The organism is Arthrobacter sp. efr-133-R2A-120 (genome assembly GCF_030209835.1).
Lineage (GTDB): Bacteria > Actinomycetota > Actinomycetes > Actinomycetales > Micrococcaceae > Arthrobacter.
On the sequence record NZ_JARVRF010000004.1, the window covers coordinates 72,247 to 88,221 of the forward strand.

The following is a 15,975-nucleotide window of genomic DNA, read 5'->3' on the forward strand; positions in this document are numbered from 1 at the left end:
TAACTTGCCCTGAGTGCAAAGTTGCACTTAGTGTAAATACGTGAGCACTACCGACACCACGGCCCTCCCCTCGCGCCGCGAACAAAACAAACTGGCCACCCGCCAAGCGATCGCGGACGCAGCCCTCGCCATGCTGCGCAGCAGGGGCGTCGGCAATTTCACTGTGGAAGACATCGCGGAAGAGGCCGGCGTATCCCGGCGTACCTTCTTCAACTACTTCCCCAGCCTCGAAGCCGCCTTGGCCTCCGTGACCGAAGGCTTCCTGGACCATGCCCTTGAACAATTCCGATTGCGCCCCTCGGACGAACCCATCCTCGATTCCGCCCGGGCCGCCCTCATGGCGCTGGCTGACCCGATGACGGTCTCCCCCATGGCCGAGCTCTTCAGTCTCACCCACGACAACCGCGCCCTGGTGCGTTCCGAACTCGAAGCCTGGGACCACTGCACCACGCAGATCATCGACGCTGCCCGTCGTCGCCTCGGCCCGGATGTCAACGAGCTCTATCTGCGGGCCTTGGCCGGGTCCATCATTTCGTGCGGCAAGGCAGCCATGAGCGTCTGGTTCGAACAACACGGCCCGGATCTTTCCGCAGAATCCCTCGCGAGCTTGCGGCAGCACTTGATCGACGCAATTGGCCTGCTCGGTTCGGGCTTCACGGCACCCGCCCCTCAAACCCCGTCGGCGCACAGCCCTCAGCCCGCGGCTGACCCTCAATACTCGGCATAACCACACACCGACAGATCGGTTCCGACATGGCACTCCTGCTCTACCGTCTTGGCAAGTTCTCCTATCGTCACCGCTGGCTGGTGATCTCCCTCTGGCTGGCCGTGCTCATGGCCGTCGGCGGCTCCGCGGCCGCCTTCCATGGCACCATGTCCAACAACTTCCAGATCCCCGGCACTGAGACCCAGCAGATGCTGGACAAGCTCAAGAAGGACCTTCCTGCCTCCTCGGGCGGTTCCGCAGGGATCGTCTTCGAAGCCGGCGACGCCGGGTTCAACCAAGCGGGCAAGGACGCCATTGCGTCGGCCCTCGCCCGGCTGGAAAAGCTGCCTGATGTGCAGTCAACGGTCAACCCCTTCACAACCCAAGCCACCTTGGACAAAGCACCGTCCGACCTTGCTGCCGGGGAACAGAAAGCAGCTGCCGGGCAGGCTGAGTTGGACAAGGCCCGGGCCACGCTCGATGCAGGGGATGCCCGGCTCAAGGCTGCGGAACAGCAAATGGCCGCTGCCGGGATGCCGGCTGCGCAGATCCAAGCGCAACTTGCCCCGCAGGAGGCCGAACTCCTGGCCGGGCGCCAAAAGCTCGATGCTGGCCAGAAGCAAGCCACGGACGGCGCTGCAGCCCTTGCGTTGGCAAAACGCCAGCTGACGGCTTCCCAAGGCATGCGTTTCGTCTCCGAAGACGGTAAGGCGGCAATCGCCCAGGTCCAGTTCAAGACCTCCATCAACGGCCTGACCCCTGCCGTCCGGCAGCAAGTTCAGGACATCGTCCACGGAGTCTCGTCAGCTGGCGTCACAGCCCTGGCCAGCAAGGAAATCACCGAGGACGTCTCGCAGTTGTTCGGTGTCTCGGAAATTATCGGCATTGCGGTGGCGGCGATCGCCCTCATCGTGATGCTGGGGACGCTCGTCGCCGCTGGCCTGCCCCTCCTGATGGCGATCATTGGCGTGGCCGTGGGTGTCGGCGGAACGTTTGCCCTCACCGGCGTCATTGATATGAGTTCCATCTCCCCGATGCTCGCGCTCATGCTGGGCCTCGCCGTCGGAATCGACTACTCGCTCTTCATCGTCAACCGGCACCGCGGGCAATTGCTTTCGGGGATGGACGCGGAGGAATCAGTGGCTCTTGCCACTGGAACCTCGGGTAACGCCGTTCTTTTCGCCGGCCTCACTGTTGTCATCGCGCTTGCCGCATTGGTCGTGCCGGGGCTCCCGTTCCTGGCCGTCATGGGCCTGTCGGCCGCCGCGACGGTGGCAGTCGCCGTCGTCGTCTCCCTCACTCTGACTCCGGCAGTCCTCTCGCTGGTGGGCCGCAAACTGATCTCGAAGCGGGCGTGGGCCAAGGCAGAACGCCACAACGCCGAGCCGGACCACGCCTCGGCGGACCGCGCGGCGGACCAGCGGCGGAGCAGCCGTGGTTGGGGTGGGCTCGTGACCCGGCATCCGGTGGTCTCGCTGCTTGCCGGCGTCGTGCTGCTCGGCGTGCTGGCCCTCCCGGCCTCCCAGCTGCGCCTCGCTTTGCCCGACGGCGGTTCGGAGCCGGTCGATTCGCAAGCGTTCAAGGCGTACGACCTCACCCGGACGAGCTTCGGCGAGGGCATGACCGGCCCCATCGTGGTTGTCGGCACCTTCCCGGACGGGCTCAGCGACGACCAGGCCAAGACCAAGCAGTTCGACGTCGCGGACAAGCTGCGCAGCGTCGACAACGTCGTGGCAGCCGTACCGGTAGCCCTCAGCCCGGATCACCGCACGGCCGTTTTCCAGGTCATCCCCAAGGACGGGCCCGCGAGCGCCAGCACCGTCCAGGTGGTCTCGGAACTGCGGGCCAAGGGTTCCGAAATCCAGCAGGCCACAGGCGCCACCATCGGATTGACGGGGCAGACGGCCGGCAATATCGACGTCTCTGCGAAGCTCGGTGCCGCCTTGCCGCCGTACTTGGCGATCGTCGTCGGGCTCTCGCTGGTCCTCCTGCTGCTGGTGTTCCGTTCGATCGTGGTCCCGCTGCTCGCCACCGGCGGCTTCCTGCTCTCGCTCGCGGCAGCTTTCGGCGCCGTCGTGGCCGTATACCAGTGGGGCTGGCTCGGATCCGTGTTCGACGTCGCCAATCCCGGAGCCGTGCTGAGCTTCCTGCCGATCATCCTGATTGGTGTGCTGTTCGGCCTGGCCATGGACTACCAGGTATTCATCACCTCTGGCATGCGTGAATCGTTCATGCATGGAGAGAACGCGAAGCAGGCGGTCCGAAGCGGCTTCAGCCATGCCTCAGCTGTGGTCACGGCCGCCGCCATCATCATGGTCAGCGTGTTTGCCGGCTTTATCTTCAGCCACTTGACCATGGTCCGGCCGCTCGGTTTCGCGATGGCGTTCGGCGTGCTCGTGGATGCGTTCGTGGTGCGGATGACCATTGTTCCGGCCGCGATGTACCTGTTGGGCGAGAAGGCCTGGTGGCTACCGCGGTGGCTGTCCCGCGTCCTACCCGACGTCGACGTCGAAGGCGCCAAGCTGCAGCGCACGACGGCGGCAGACGGGGCCAAGGAGCTGGTCCACTAAGCGTCTGGTTGCCTTTCAGCGGGCGTCGGTTCTGTGTCCGGAACCGACGCCCGCTCACCTATAACGCCCTTCCCCTAAACGCTCGATCACCTATAACGCCCTTCCCCCAAACGCTCGCCCACCTGAATTCAAGGAACATGTCCACCTTGGGATATATCTGAAGGAGCGTTTCCCGATTTGGCCACATAAGTGAGCGAGCGTCCGGCCCAACCCCCATATAAGTGAGCGAGCGTCCGGCCCAACCCCCAGATAAGTGAGCGAGCGTCGGGCCCAACCCCCATATAAGTGAGCGAGCGTCGGGGGGCGGCGCCGCGTACTACGCTTGAGCCGTGACCCGATTGATCCTGGCCTCCCAGTCCCCCGCCCGCACCAAGCTCCTTAGGGAGGCCGGCATCCACCACGAGGTACTCGTCTCGGACGTGGACGAGGACGCCGTGCAAGCCCGGTACGGTGTGACCGATGCGCACGACACCGCTCTCCTCCTGGCCCGCGCCAAGGCCGAGGCCGTCGCTTCCCTGCCCGACGCCGAGGGGGCCCTGGTCATCGGCTGCGATTCCGTGTTCGAGTTCGACGGCGAATCGCACGGTAAGCCGTACACAGTAGACATTGCCAAGGAACGGATGCTGCGCATGAGCGGCTCCAAGGGCGTCCTCCACACCGGGCACTGGCTGGTGGACTGTCGCGAAACCGCGGCGGACGTGAACGACGGCGAGACGGCCTTTGGCACCGGAGCAACAGTCGGTGCCGTGTCCAGCGCGGAGGTCCACTTTGCGGAGATGAGCGAGAAGGACATCGACGCCTACATCGCAACCGGCGAGCCCCTGCACTGCGCCGGTTCCTTCACGATCGACGGCTTGGGCGGGGCCTTCATCCGCAAGGTCGACGGCGACCCGCACGCCGTCGTCGGGCTCTCCATCTCGACCCTCCGCGATCTACTCGGCCAGGCGAATGTTGGAATCACCGAACTCTGGACCCAAAACGGCTCCGAAGCCGGCAGCGAATAGCGGCGGTCCAGGTCGCCAGCGCGGCGGCCAATTTCCGGCCTTTGTAGCAACCCTACAAAGACAGGCCGTCTCACACACGGAATCCCCCATCAATATGGGCGGAACCCTCAAAATCACGCTAGGCTCCCTGAAGGACAGAAGGAGTCAACTTGTCAGCTAATCCGGCGCAGCCCATTTCCAGCCCTCTCACCAAGGTCTTGATCGCCAACCGAGGCGAAATCGCGGTCCGCATCATCCGCGCAGCCCGGGACGAAAGCATCGCTTCCGTGGCCGTCTATGCGGACCCCGACCGCGACGCACTGCACGTCCGGCTGGCAGATGAGGCCTATGCGCTGGGCGGCAACACCGCCGCTGAGTCGTACCTCGTGATGGACAAGTTGATCGACGTCGCCAAGCAGTCGGGCGCGGACGCCATCCACCCCGGTTATGGCTTCCTCGCCGAGAACGCCGAGTTTGCCGCCAAGGTCATCGACGCCGGCATCACCTGGATCGGCCCCTCCCCGGACGCCATCTCTGCGTTGGGTGACAAAGTGCAGGCCCGCCACATCGCCGAGAAGGTCGGCGCTCCCCTGGTTCCCGGCACTGCCGACCCGGTGGAGTCCGCTGACGAGATCCTGGCCTTTGCCAAGGAGTTCGGTCTCCCGATCGCCATCAAGGCTGCCTACGGTGGCGGCGGCCGCGGCATCAAGGTGGCCCGCACCATCGAGGAAATCCCTGAGCTTTTCGAGTCTGCAGTGCGCGAGGCTGTTGCCGCCTTCGGGCGCGGCGAGTGCTTCATCGAGCGCTTCCTGGATTCCCCGCGCCACGTCGAGACCCAGTGCCTCGCCGATGCCTACGGAAACGTTGTTGTCGTCTCTACCCGCGACTGCTCCCTCCAGCGCCGCAACCAGAAGCTGGTGGAAGAAGCCCCGGCACCGTTCCTGAGCCCCGAGCAGAACGAACGACTGTACGAGTCCTCCAAGGCCATCCTGAAAGAGGCCGGCTACCTGGGCGCGGGAACGTGCGAATTCCTGGTTGGCCAGGACGGGATCATCTCCTTCCTTGAGGTCAACACCCGACTTCAGGTGGAGCACTGCGTTTCGGAGGAAGTCACGGGCCTCGACCTGGTCCGCGAGCAGTTCCGCATCGCCCGAGGCGAAAAGCTCGGCTACGGCGATCCCGAGGTCCGCGGCCACTCCTTCGAATTCCGCATCACCGGCGAAGACCCGGGCCGCAACTTCATGCCCGCACCGGGAACCGTCAGCACCCTGAAGAACCCGACGGGTCCGGGCGTCCGCATCGACTCCGGCATCGAGCAGGGCGACGTCATCAGCGGGAACTTCGATTCCATGCTGTCCAAGCTGATCGTCACCGGTGCCAGCCGCGAACAGGCCCTCCAGCGTTCCCGCCGCGCCCTTGAGGAAATGGTGGTTGAAGGCATCCCCACCGTCATTCCTTTCGACCTCGCAGTGGTGACCGATCCGGCGTTCGCTCCGGCCGAAGGCCCGTTCAAGGTGCACACGCGCTGGATCGAGACCGAGTTCGTCAACAACATCCCCGCGTGGACGCCCACCGGAACCGGAACAGAAGCCGCCGACGCCGGTGAGCGGCAGCGCGTCGTCGTCGAGGTTGGCGGCAAGCGCCTGGAAGTTGTCCTTCCCTCGACTCTTGGCTCGGTTTCCTCGGTTGCCAGCGCGGGCGCCAAGGGCGCGAAGGTCAAGAAGCGTTCCCGCTCGGCGGGCGCTACGGCTGCCGTGGCGGGCGGCAACGCCCTCACTTCGCCGATGCAGGGCACCATCGTCAAGGTGGCAGTTGCCGCGGGCGATGTGGTTGCCGAAGGCGATCTGATCGTGGTCCTCGAAGCCATGAAGATGGAACAGCCCCTCACCGCCCACAAGGCCGGCACCATCCACGGCCTGGTGGCCAAGGCAGGCGAAACCGTCTCCGCAGGCGCCGTCATCGCGACGATCGAAGACTGAGCAGCGCTTAAATGGCTCCGGCCCCGCACCATTGGTGCGGGGCCGGAGCCATTTAACGCGGGCCTGCTAATACGGGGTCAGGCTACGTTGTTCTCGTAGTCCGTGTCCTTGGTTTCCTTGGACAGGAACAGGGCCACGAGCGTCAACACCGCCATGGCGCTGAGGTAGACACCCACCAGGACCGTGCTTCCCTTGGCCGATTCCCAGAGCCAGACCGCGATGAACGGAGCCACTGCCGCGCCGAGGATGCTGGACAGGTTGTAGCTGACTGCGGATCCGGTGTAGCGGACGTTGGTGGGGAACAGTTCCGGAAGCAGTGCACCCATAGGGCCGAAGGTGAGCCCCATCAGTGTGAAGCCGATGATCAGCAACGCCATGGTCCCTACGAAGCCGCCACTGAACAACGGCACGAAGAGCAGGCCGAATACCAGGATTCCAGCCGTGACGGCCAGGAGCATCTTGCGACGGCCGTACTTTTCGGCCAGCGGACCGGCCACCAGTGTGAAAATACCGAAGAAGACGACGCCGGCAATCAGCATCCAGAGGAAGTCGTTCCGGCTGAAGCCCAAGCCCGGGACGAACGCCGCGGCGGCCGCGTCGGTCATGGGCTTTCCCGCCTTGATAGCAGCAGCTTGAGCGCCTGCCAGGGTGGGTTTGGTGCCGTAGGTCAGCGTGAACGTGGTCATCAGGTAGAACAGCACGTACGTCGCAAGCATGATGAAGGTGCCGAGGATCAGCGGGCGCCAGCTCTTCTTGAACACGCGTCCGATGGGCAGCTTGGCCACTTCGTTGGACTCCAGCACCTTGGTGAATGCAGGAGTTTCAATGAGCTTGAGGCGCACATAGAGGCCGAGGATCACCATGACGGCGCTGAGTAGGAACGGCACGCGCCAGCCCCACGCGGCGAAAGCCTCGGGGGTCAAGGTGTAGCTGAAGACCAGGAAGATGATGTTGGCCAGGATGAAGCCGATCGGCGCACCCATCTGCGGGAATGTTCCATAGACGGCGCGTTTGTTGGCCGGCGCGTTCTCCGTTGCGAGCAGCGCGGCACCGCTCCACTCACCACCGAGGGCCAGGCCTTGGGCGAAACGCAGGACTACCAGCAACGTGGGGGCCAGGAAGGTCCAGCCCGGGACCTGTGCCGTGGGGAGGCAACCGATCAGGAACGTGGCAATACCCATGGTCAGGAGGGACGCAACCAGGGTTCCCTTGCGACCGAACTTGTCACCGAAGTGGCCGAAAATGATGGAGCCGAGCGGCCGGGCGACGAAGGCGACGCCGAACACCGCGAAGGAGCTCAGCAGCTGGGTGGTCTCGTCCGCCGTCGGGAAGAAGAGTTTGGGGAAGACGAGCACGGCTGCCGTGGCATAAACGTAGAAATCGTAGAACTCGATGGACGTACCAATGAGGCTGGCGAAAATCACCCGTCCCCGCGAGTTGACCGGCTTGACTGACTCGCTTTCCTTGGATTCAGCGATGGAAGACATGTAGTGGATGCTTTCGTTCACGCCGGCCCGGCGTCGCTGAGCCTGCCGGCAAAGATTATTGAGAGTTCAATAATAGTTCCCGGTATCCACCAAATGGACAATCAAGTCCAAGATGCGGACGCCCGGAAAAGTCTCACTCTGTGGTCCGCGCCACAACAACCTCACCATCGCCTCACGCAGTGGTGACCCCCTCCGATAGGTGAATGTCACAGCACGTTTACAAACCGCGACGGTCCGCGAAACGCGCCGTACCTAACGTGTAAGTACAACGTCCCCACAAAGGAGGCACTCCGTGACAGTTGACCGAAGCACCGAAATCCTCACCAACGAGCAGGCGCCCACCGCCCTCGTCCCCGAGCTTGAACACCGTCCTGGCCGCTGGATTGCCAACTGGGACGCAGAGAACAAAGATCAGTGGGAAGCCGCCGGCCGTTCCATCGCCAAGCGCAACCTGTACTGGTCCATCTTCGCCGAGTTCCTCGGCTTCGTCGTCTGGCAGCTCTGGTCGATCGTCGTCGTCCAGCTCCCGGCCGCAGGCTTCAAGTTCGACACCAACCAGATCTTCTGGCTCATCTCGATCCCCAGCCTGGTCGGTGCCACACTGCGCATCCCCTACACCTTCATGGTTCCAAGGTTCGGTGGCCGCAACTGGACCATCGTCTCGGCCCTCCTGCTGCTGATCCCGACGGCGGGCCTTGCCTTGTGCGTCTCAAACCCCGGCACCCCCTTCGGCGTCATGCTACTGGTAGCGGGACTTGCAGGCTTCGGCGGCGGCAACTTCGCGAGCTCGATGGCAAACATCACCTTCTTCTACCCTGCCCGCGAAAAGGGCTGGGCGCTGGGCTTGAACGCCGCGGGCGGAAACCTTGGTGCCGCCGTCGCGCAGCTCGTCGTCCCGATCGCCGTCACCCTCCTGGCCGCCGGTACCGTCAACCTGCCCATGGCCGGCCTTATCTGGATTCCGCTCATCCTTATCGCTGCCTTCGGCGCTTGGAAGTACATGAACAACCTCACGAGCGCCAAGGGTGACGTTGCAGGCTCCATCGCCGCACTCAAGGAACCGCACTTGTGGATCATGGCCTTCCTGTACATCGGTACGTTCGGCTCGTTCATCGGCTTCTCCGGGGTCTTCCCCAAGCTCATCAAGGACTACTTCCCGGCATTCTCCTCCATGCACCTCGGCGCGGTTGTCCTCTCGCTCGCCTTCCTCGGCCCGCTGGTCGGCTCCCTCGCCCGTCCCTACGGTGGACGCATGGCTGACCGCATGGGCGGAGCCCGGATGACCGTTACGGCGTTCGCAGCGATGGCCGTTATCACCTTGACCATGATCTGGACCCTTCCGCTCAAGAACTTCTGGCTCTTCCTGGTCCTGTTCCTGTTCCTCTTCACGGCAAGCGGCTTCGGAAACGGCGCCACCTACCGCATGATTCCGGTCATCTTCGCCACTTCCAGCCGTGCAGCCCGCTCGGGGGCGAGCGCCGCCAGCACGGCACGCCTCGCGTCTTCCTCCCTCGGCCTGATCTCGGCGATTGGCGCCTACGGCGGATTCGTCATCCCCCAGGTACTCAACGCATCCAGCGCTTCCGGCTCCTACACCCCCGCGTTCTATGGCTTCGTCGGCGCCTACGTGCTGATGCTCATCGTCTGCTGGGTCTGCTACCTCCGGAAGGCCAACCGTAACGCGATGGGACACATCTAATATGCCCAATGGCGCCAACACCCACTGCCCGTATTGTGCGCTGCAGTGCGCCATGACCCTGACCCCGGCGGCGCCCTCGGCGCAGCCGGGGTCAGACCCCGCTCCCGCGGCAAGGGCACTTCCGCTCCTGGAAGTGTCCGGCCGCGATTTCCCCACCAACCGGGGCGGGCTGTGCCGCAAGGGCTGGACATCGCCGTCGTTGTTGAACCACACCGGACGCGTAACGGAACCCATGCTCAAAGGGTCCGATGGCGTCCACCGGCCCGTCACGTGGGACCAAGCACTCATGCTGGTCACCGGAGCCGTCAAGCAGACCCGCGAGCAGTACGGGCCCGACGCCGTCGGCGTGTTCGGGGGCGGCGGACTCACCAATGAGAAGGCCTACCAGTTGGGCAAGTTCGCCCGCTTGGCGCTGGGAACCTCGCGCATCGATTACAACGGACGTTTCTGCATGTCCTCTGCCGCGGCAGCCGGAAACCGCGCGTTCGGCGTGGACCGCGGCCTCCCGTTCCCCGTGGAAGACCTTGATTCGGCGAGCGTCATCTTCCTTCTCGGCTCCAACGTTGCCGAGACCATGCCGCCGTTCGTCCAGCACCTGCAAGGCGCGCGCGATTCCGGCGGGTTGATCGTGGCCGATCCCCGTCGTTCCGCGACGGCCGCATTCACCGGCGACGGCGGCGGCATCCACTTGCAGCCGACCCCCGGAACGGACCTCGCCCTGCTGTTGGGTATCTCCCACGTAGTGGTCCACGAAGGCCTCGCCGATGCCGAATACCTCCAGAACCGAACCACCGGGTACCCAGCGATCGCTCGCAGCCTCGCCGCGTTCTGGCCTGAGCGCGTCCAGTCGATCACCGGCGTACCCGCCACGCTCATCCGCGAAACCGCCCGGCGCCTCGCAGAGGGCGCCCGGCGCGGCGGCAGCTACATCCTCACCGGCCGCGGAGTCGAGCAGCACGTCGACGGCACTGACACCGCCACAGCCGCGATCAACCTCAGCCTCCTCCTCGGCCTCCCGGGATCCGCCCGCAGCGGCTACGGCACCCTGACCGGCCAGGGAAACGGCCAGGGCGGTCGCGAGCACGGCCAAAAGTCCGACCAGCTCCCCGGCTACCGCAAGATCACCGATCCCGCCGCCCGCGCACACGTCGCCAAAGTGTGGGGCGTCGACGAATCCCTCATCCCCGGCCCCGGCCTTCCGGCCGTGGAGTTGTTGAAGTCTTTGGGACAGCCCGACGGCGTCCGTTGCCTTTTCGTGCACGGCGCCAATGTGGCGGTGTCAGCCCCCGACGCCGGCGCGGTGATCGAGGGCCTGCGCCGCCTGGACTTCCTGGTTGTCTGCGATTTCTTCATGTCCGAGACCGCGCTGGAAGCCGATCTGGTCCTCCCGGTCACCCAATGGGCCGAGGAAGAAGGTACCCTGACCAACCTCGAGGGCCGCGTGCTCCGCCGTCGTAAGGCGCTCACCCCTCCCCCGGGCGTCCGCAGCGAATTGTGGCTCATGGCCCGGCTCGCCGAATCGCTCGACGCTCCGTCCACGTTCAGCGACGATCCCGAGACCGTCTTCGAGGAGCTCCGGCTCGCCTCGGAAGGTGGCCTGGCAGACTACTCCGGAATCGACTACGCCATGCTGGATCGAGGAGAGGCCGCCTACTGGCCCTATCCCACCGGCAGCTCGGGAACGCCGCGACTCTTCCTCGACAGCTTCGCGCACGCCGACGGTCGCGCGGTCATGGTCCCGGTGGCACCGCGGAAGCGGTCCCGGCGCTCCGCCGTCGTCGGCTCTGATCCCGATCCGCTGACGCTCGTCACCGGACGGCTCCTGGAACACTACCAATCGGGCGCCCAGACCCGCCGCGTGGCCGAACTCGCGGCCGCGCAGCCGGAGCCGCTCTTGCAGATCCACCCCGCGACGGCGGCCGTCAGGGACATCTCCAGCGGCGACTTTGTCCGGGTCTCCAACGAGCGGGGAGAGGTCCTGTGCAGGGTGGAGCTCAGCAACAGCATCCGGACGGACACCGTCTTCCTGCCTTTCCATTTCCCTGGACTGGGCAGCGCCAACCTGCTCACTGAGGCGGTCACGGATCCTATTTCGGGCATGCCGGAGTTCAAGACGAGCACGGTCTGGGTCCGGAAGGCCGTACTGGCAAACGTCGAATCGGAGTTGGCTGCCCAGCTGGCATTGCCAGCGGCGGCCAGCGTATCAATGCAGGTCAGCTTGTCTATGCAGGTCAAGGAGGCATCGTGAGCGAGCGAATTGTGGTGGTCGGATTCGGACCGGTCGCAGCCCGGCTGGTGGACGAGTTGTTGCCCGCCGTGCGCGGCGGCCTTGTCCAACTGCTCGTCGTCGGGCAGGAAACCGAAGCCGCGTACAACCGCGTCATGGTGGCGGAACTCGGCGTTGGGCGGACCACCGCGGAGGCACTCGCGATGGCGGACGCTGCCGCTTTGGCGGCCGACGGCGTCGAGGTCCGGCTGGGCGTCACCGTCAAACGCATCGACCGTGCACGCCAGCAGCTTGTCCTTTCGGACGGGACAACGCCCGGCTACGACCGCCTGGTGTTCGCCACGGGCTCGCGGCCCGTCATTCCGAACCTCACGGGTATCAACCCCGACCCTTCACACCCTGTACTCCCTCCAGGCGTGACTGCCCTCCGTGACCTCCGAGATGCCGCGCAACTGCGCGACGCCGTAGCTGCCGGCAAGCGCGTGATCGTCCTCGGTGGCGGTGTACTCGGCCTTGAAACGGCATTGGCCGCAGCTGAAGAAGGTGCCCTGACCACGGTGGTGCACAACGGCTCCTTCCCGCTGGGCCGCAATATCGACCGCGGCGGCGGGGCCGTTCTCGCGACGAGCTTGCGCAACAGCGGGATCACGATGGTGGGCAACGCCCGTTCCACGGCAGTGGAGCACAACGGCCCCGACGGCATGTTTTCCGCCCTGGTGCTCAACGACGGGTCACGGATCGAAGGCGACCTTCTTGTCCTTTCCTGTGGCGTTCGCCCCCGGATCGAATTGGCCGAAGGCTGCGGGTTGCCTGCCGCTACCGGCATCCTGGTGGATCACCGCCTGCGGACTTACCACGAGCCGCACATGTTCGCGATCGGCGACTGCGCCGAAGTCCGCTGCGCCGATGCCGAGTGCGCCGAATGCCGCACCGCATTGGGTCCATCAGGCCTGGTGGGGCCGGGCTGGCGGCAGGCCGAATGGCTTGCCGAGTATCTGATCCTCCTCGCCGAAGGCGGCCAAGACGCAGCCGACACCTTGGCGCCCCTGCCGCAGGAGAAGCCCGGCGTCGTGGTGCTGAAGGCACGCGGCATCAACATGGCCGTCGCTGGCGACAACAGCGCCGAACCGTGGGATGACGAGCTGTTGTCCGTCGGTGTCTCCGAGGGAATGCCCCGGCGCCAGGTCGCCCAGTGGGCCGATCCCGAACACGGCCGCTACGCCAAAATGACGACGCGGGGCGGCGCGCTCGAAGGACTCGTGACCGTAGGCATGCCGCGCACGGCCGCGGAGCTCGTGATGCTGTTCGAACGCGGCTCCGAGCTGCCCGCCGATCGTTCACTCCTGCTGCGCCTGGACGGCCCGGACCAACTGGGTCCGTCTGCTTCGAATGATGATCCGCAGCGCACCGTGTGCCGCTGTGCGGGAGTCAGCGGTGCGAGCATCGAGGAAGCCGTGCTGGATGGCTGCTCTTCCGTGCCCGAAGTTTCGAAGGCTACGCGGGCCGGCACTGGGTGTGGTGGGTGCCATGGTGACATCAAGGGGATTATCGAGAAGCACTTTCAGGGGGTTGCGGCGTAGCTCGTGATGAGTTGCGGAAGCGGATCGTTACTCAGAAGCAACTCAATATGTAGTTACTCATGGGCACTCCAGACGCAAGTAGCAAACACTCGCGTTCGAGCTGTGAGTGCCGGTGTAGCATCCAAGGGCTTTGCCGTCAGGGACTCGTCCCGTATGTCCGGGGGGACTTTCGCAAGCTACATCAGGAGGATCTACATGAAACGCTGGCTCGCACCCATCACCGTTTCCGTCGCGGCCGTACTCGCCGCAAGCGCCAGTCCGGCTGTCGCCGCGCCGCCCGCGCCGGCCGACGGAACAATCTATTGGCCCTGTCCGAACTTCACCAACCCTGTCAGGCTGGACGTTACCGGTCGCTCGAAGACGATCGACCTTCCTGGCGGACGTCAGATACTTGCCTCCCCGAACCTCAGGGTGACAGTGACCGCCCCCAACGGGCATTCCGCAAGCTACCTCATCACAGGAGCAACCCACGTCACCTACCTTCCGGATGCAATCCATCCGACCAGCCTCGAGTTGGCTTCCACAGGGTTGAACCTCCTACTCATCCCTGCAGCCAACGGGCACCCGGCCGGGCTAGCCCTGACAACGGGCAATGTCAACTACGCCATCACTCCAACAGGGGAAGAACTAAGGCCCTTCTCCGGCTCAGGAAAGGTCCTCGACGTCTGCCTCGCACTCGGTTAGACCCCTCAAGTCACGGAGCGCCCTTGCATTTGTGGGGGCGCTTTGTGCATAGATCCGGGCCGTCGGTGGGTGGTACCCCGCGAGCGCGTAGTCGCCCTCCACAGCCGATCAGTCTCCCGGCACATCACACTCTCAACGCACGTCACACCGAAGAGCGTGGTCACACGTGGAAGTAGTGGTTTTTGCGTGGTTTTTGCCGTGGGTCGATGTGGGGTGGCGGGATGAACCAAGGCACGCCTGCTTGGACCTGGATGTGCCACTCTTCCTTGTGGATCAGATGGTGGTGGTGGCTGCACAGAAGCGTGCCGTTCTCGACGCTGCTCGGTCCACCCCGGGACCAGTAGGTGATGTGGTGGGCTTCGCACCACGGGGCCGGCATCGTGCACGAAGGAAACGCGCAGCCTTTGTCCCTGGCGGTGATGGCTTTACGGATGTGGGTCGGGAAGATCCGGGAGGACCGGCCGATGTCCAGGACCTGGCCTTCGCCGCCGAGAACGACGGGAATGATGTCGGCGTCGCAGGCGATTTTCCGCAGCGTGGCCGCCGGGACCGGACCGGTGAACGTGAAGCTCCCCGTGCCCCGTTGCGACCCGCCGGAGCGCCCGGGTTGTCCAGATTGCCCGAGGAACGTGAGCTGCCCGGCTTCCTTCAGCGCTGCCAGGAGGTCCCGGTGGTCGATCGTGGCCATGATCTGGGGGCGCTGGCCTCCAGCCGCTGGCAGCGCACCTGCGGCGAGGGCGATCTTGCAGGCGCCCAGCAACCCGTCCAGGAGTTTCTGCGCCCTCGTGCGGCGGTCCAGGGACGCGGCATCATCACCTGAACCACCCGGCAGATCATCTGCCCGGCCGTCAGCCGGAGCGTTTGCCGGCCCGCCCCCGCCGTCCCCGCCGCCCGCGTCCACCGCATGGTCCCCGGACCCGGGGTCCCCGGACACGCGGGTCCGAGGATTGGTGGCGGTGTTCATGACGGTGAGCAGGTGCTCGTACTGGTCCTGGGTGGCGAAGATCTCCAGATGCTGCAGCCCGTGTTTGGGCCGCCGCAGGAAGGCGCCCTGGAGGTGGCGGAGGGATTCCTCGCGGGGCTCGGCACCGTCCTGATCGATCGCGTCGGTCCAGCGGCGGGCGATCCTGGCCAGGAAATCGGCGTCGTTCCCGGCCGCCGTCAGGGTCAGTGCGTGTTCCATGTCCGCGGCTGTCTCGGTGCTGCACAGGGGCCGGACGCGTTCCAGAGCCATGGTGATGGTGGTGGCCGGCCGGGACGCGATGCTCCCGCAGGCCAGGGCCGCGGCCACTTCCCCATACCGCGGCTGGATCCGTTGCCCCGTGAGGGAGCGGCCCGGCAGCAGGTCCTCGGCCAGGGCCAGGCGGCGCCGGGCCTCCGCCGCGCCGATCCGCAGCAGCGAGCGCAGGTGCTCACCCGTGTTCCGGAACTCCCGGAACCCGGCGAGAGCGTCACCCGCAGCGAGACCGCCGCACCCGGCACCGTCCCCGGCACCGGCTGCTCCGCCTTCAGTTTCGGGGCTGCCGGGGCCATCGCTGGAACCGCCCTCCCGGGCTTCGGCTCCCCAGCCCGTCGTCCAGCCGGTCCCGCCGATCGGCTCCTGCTGCCGGACCCGGTGCAACTGCCCCGCGGCGACGAGCTGCAAGTAGTCCAGGGTGCGGGAGAGTTCCTCCACGCCGGAGGCGAACGCGGCGGAATCCTGCATCCCCAGAGGCCCGACGTCGTCCACCGCGGTCCGTGCCAGGGAGCGCAACGCTCCAAGAGCACCCTCCAGAACCTGCTGCGGACCACCGTCGCCGCCGTGATCGCCCATGCGGTCCTCGCGCGGATCCAGCAGGGCGAGCCGGCGCAGCCCACGCATTTGACCCGTCCCTTGACCGGCCGCAGTCGCCCTCCGAGGTTCCCGCGCCTTATGGAACACGACGAACCCGCCGCCGGGCGCAGTGCCCTGGCTACTGGTGAAGTGTCCGATCGCTTCCATGGCAATACTCTGCCAGCAGGCACCGACAGTAATGATGGAATTGGTTGTGTTGCGGTGTGACTCTGGGTCCGACTGACGC

10 protein-coding genes are annotated in these 15,975 nt (G+C 65.4%); 8 read left to right on the plus strand and 2 right to left on the minus strand.

Annotation, left to right across the window (positions count from 1 at the left end; all coding sequences use genetic code 11):
• Positions 1 to 40 precede the first annotated feature (40 nt).
• The 4 genes from QRN52_RS03525 (at position 41) to QRN52_RS03540 (ending at position 6,238) form a co-directional block, all read left to right on the plus strand.
• Positions 41 to 727, plus strand: a complete 687-nt coding sequence (locus QRN52_RS03525) for a TetR/AcrR family transcriptional regulator (protein ID WP_284751389.1) — start codon at positions 41 to 43, stop codon at positions 725 to 727.
• A 26-nt stretch (positions 728 to 753) separates the two neighbouring features.
• Positions 754 to 3,276: an MMPL family transporter gene (locus tag QRN52_RS03530; protein WP_284751390.1), complete on the plus strand. Its 2,523-nt coding sequence runs from the start codon at positions 754 to 756 to the stop codon at positions 3,274 to 3,276.
• 329 nt (positions 3,277 to 3,605) lie between these two features.
• On the plus strand, positions 3,606 to 4,280 hold the full coding sequence (locus tag QRN52_RS03535) for a Maf family protein (RefSeq protein WP_284751391.1): 675 nt from the start codon (positions 3,606 to 3,608) through the stop codon (positions 4,278 to 4,280).
• A gap of 149 nt (positions 4,281 to 4,429) precedes the next feature.
• On the plus strand, positions 4,430 to 6,238 hold the full coding sequence (locus QRN52_RS03540) for an acetyl/propionyl/methylcrotonyl-CoA carboxylase subunit alpha (protein ID WP_284751392.1): 1,809 nt from the start codon (positions 4,430 to 4,432) through the stop codon (positions 6,236 to 6,238).
• 77 nt (positions 6,239 to 6,315) lie between these two features.
• On the opposite strand, the gene QRN52_RS03545 is transcribed toward QRN52_RS03540, so the two are convergent.
• Positions 6,316 to 7,725 (minus strand): MFS transporter, encoded by a 1,410-nt coding sequence (locus QRN52_RS03545; RefSeq protein ID WP_284751393.1) that lies wholly within the window; start codon positions 7,723 to 7,725, stop codon positions 6,316 to 6,318.
• Positions 7,726 to 8,017: 292 nt separating this feature from the next.
• On the opposite strand from QRN52_RS03545, the gene QRN52_RS03550 reads away from it, so the two are divergent.
• The 4 genes from QRN52_RS03550 to QRN52_RS03565 all read left to right on the plus strand — a co-directional run bounded on the left by QRN52_RS03550 (position 8,018) and on the right by QRN52_RS03565 (position 13,915).
• Positions 8,018 to 9,424 (plus strand): MFS transporter, encoded by a 1,407-nt coding sequence (locus tag QRN52_RS03550; protein WP_390279735.1) that lies wholly within the window; start codon positions 8,018 to 8,020, stop codon positions 9,422 to 9,424.
• A gap of 1 nt (position 9,425) precedes the next feature.
• Positions 9,426 to 11,672 (plus strand): molybdopterin oxidoreductase family protein, encoded by a 2,247-nt coding sequence (locus QRN52_RS03555; RefSeq protein ID WP_284751394.1) that lies wholly within the window; start codon positions 9,426 to 9,428, stop codon positions 11,670 to 11,672.
• Positions 11,669 to 13,231 carry an FAD-dependent oxidoreductase gene (locus QRN52_RS03560; protein ID WP_284751395.1) on the plus strand — a complete coding sequence of 521 codons (1,563 nt, stop codon included), beginning with the start codon at positions 11,669 to 11,671 and terminating at the stop codon, positions 13,229 to 13,231. Before QRN52_RS03555 ends, QRN52_RS03560 begins: the two co-directional genes overlap by 4 nt.
• Before the next feature lie 195 nt (positions 13,232 to 13,426).
• Positions 13,427 to 13,915, plus strand: a complete 489-nt coding sequence (locus QRN52_RS03565) for a hypothetical protein (RefSeq protein WP_284751396.1) — start codon at positions 13,427 to 13,429, stop codon at positions 13,913 to 13,915.
• A 160-nt stretch (positions 13,916 to 14,075) separates the two neighbouring features.
• Here QRN52_RS03565 and QRN52_RS03570 read toward each other — a convergent pair whose 3' ends face one another.
• On the minus strand, positions 14,076 to 15,896 hold the full coding sequence (locus tag QRN52_RS03570) for an HNH endonuclease signature motif containing protein (protein ID WP_284751399.1): 1,821 nt from the start codon (positions 15,894 to 15,896) through the stop codon (positions 14,076 to 14,078).
• Positions 15,897 to 15,975: the final 79 nt, after the last annotated feature.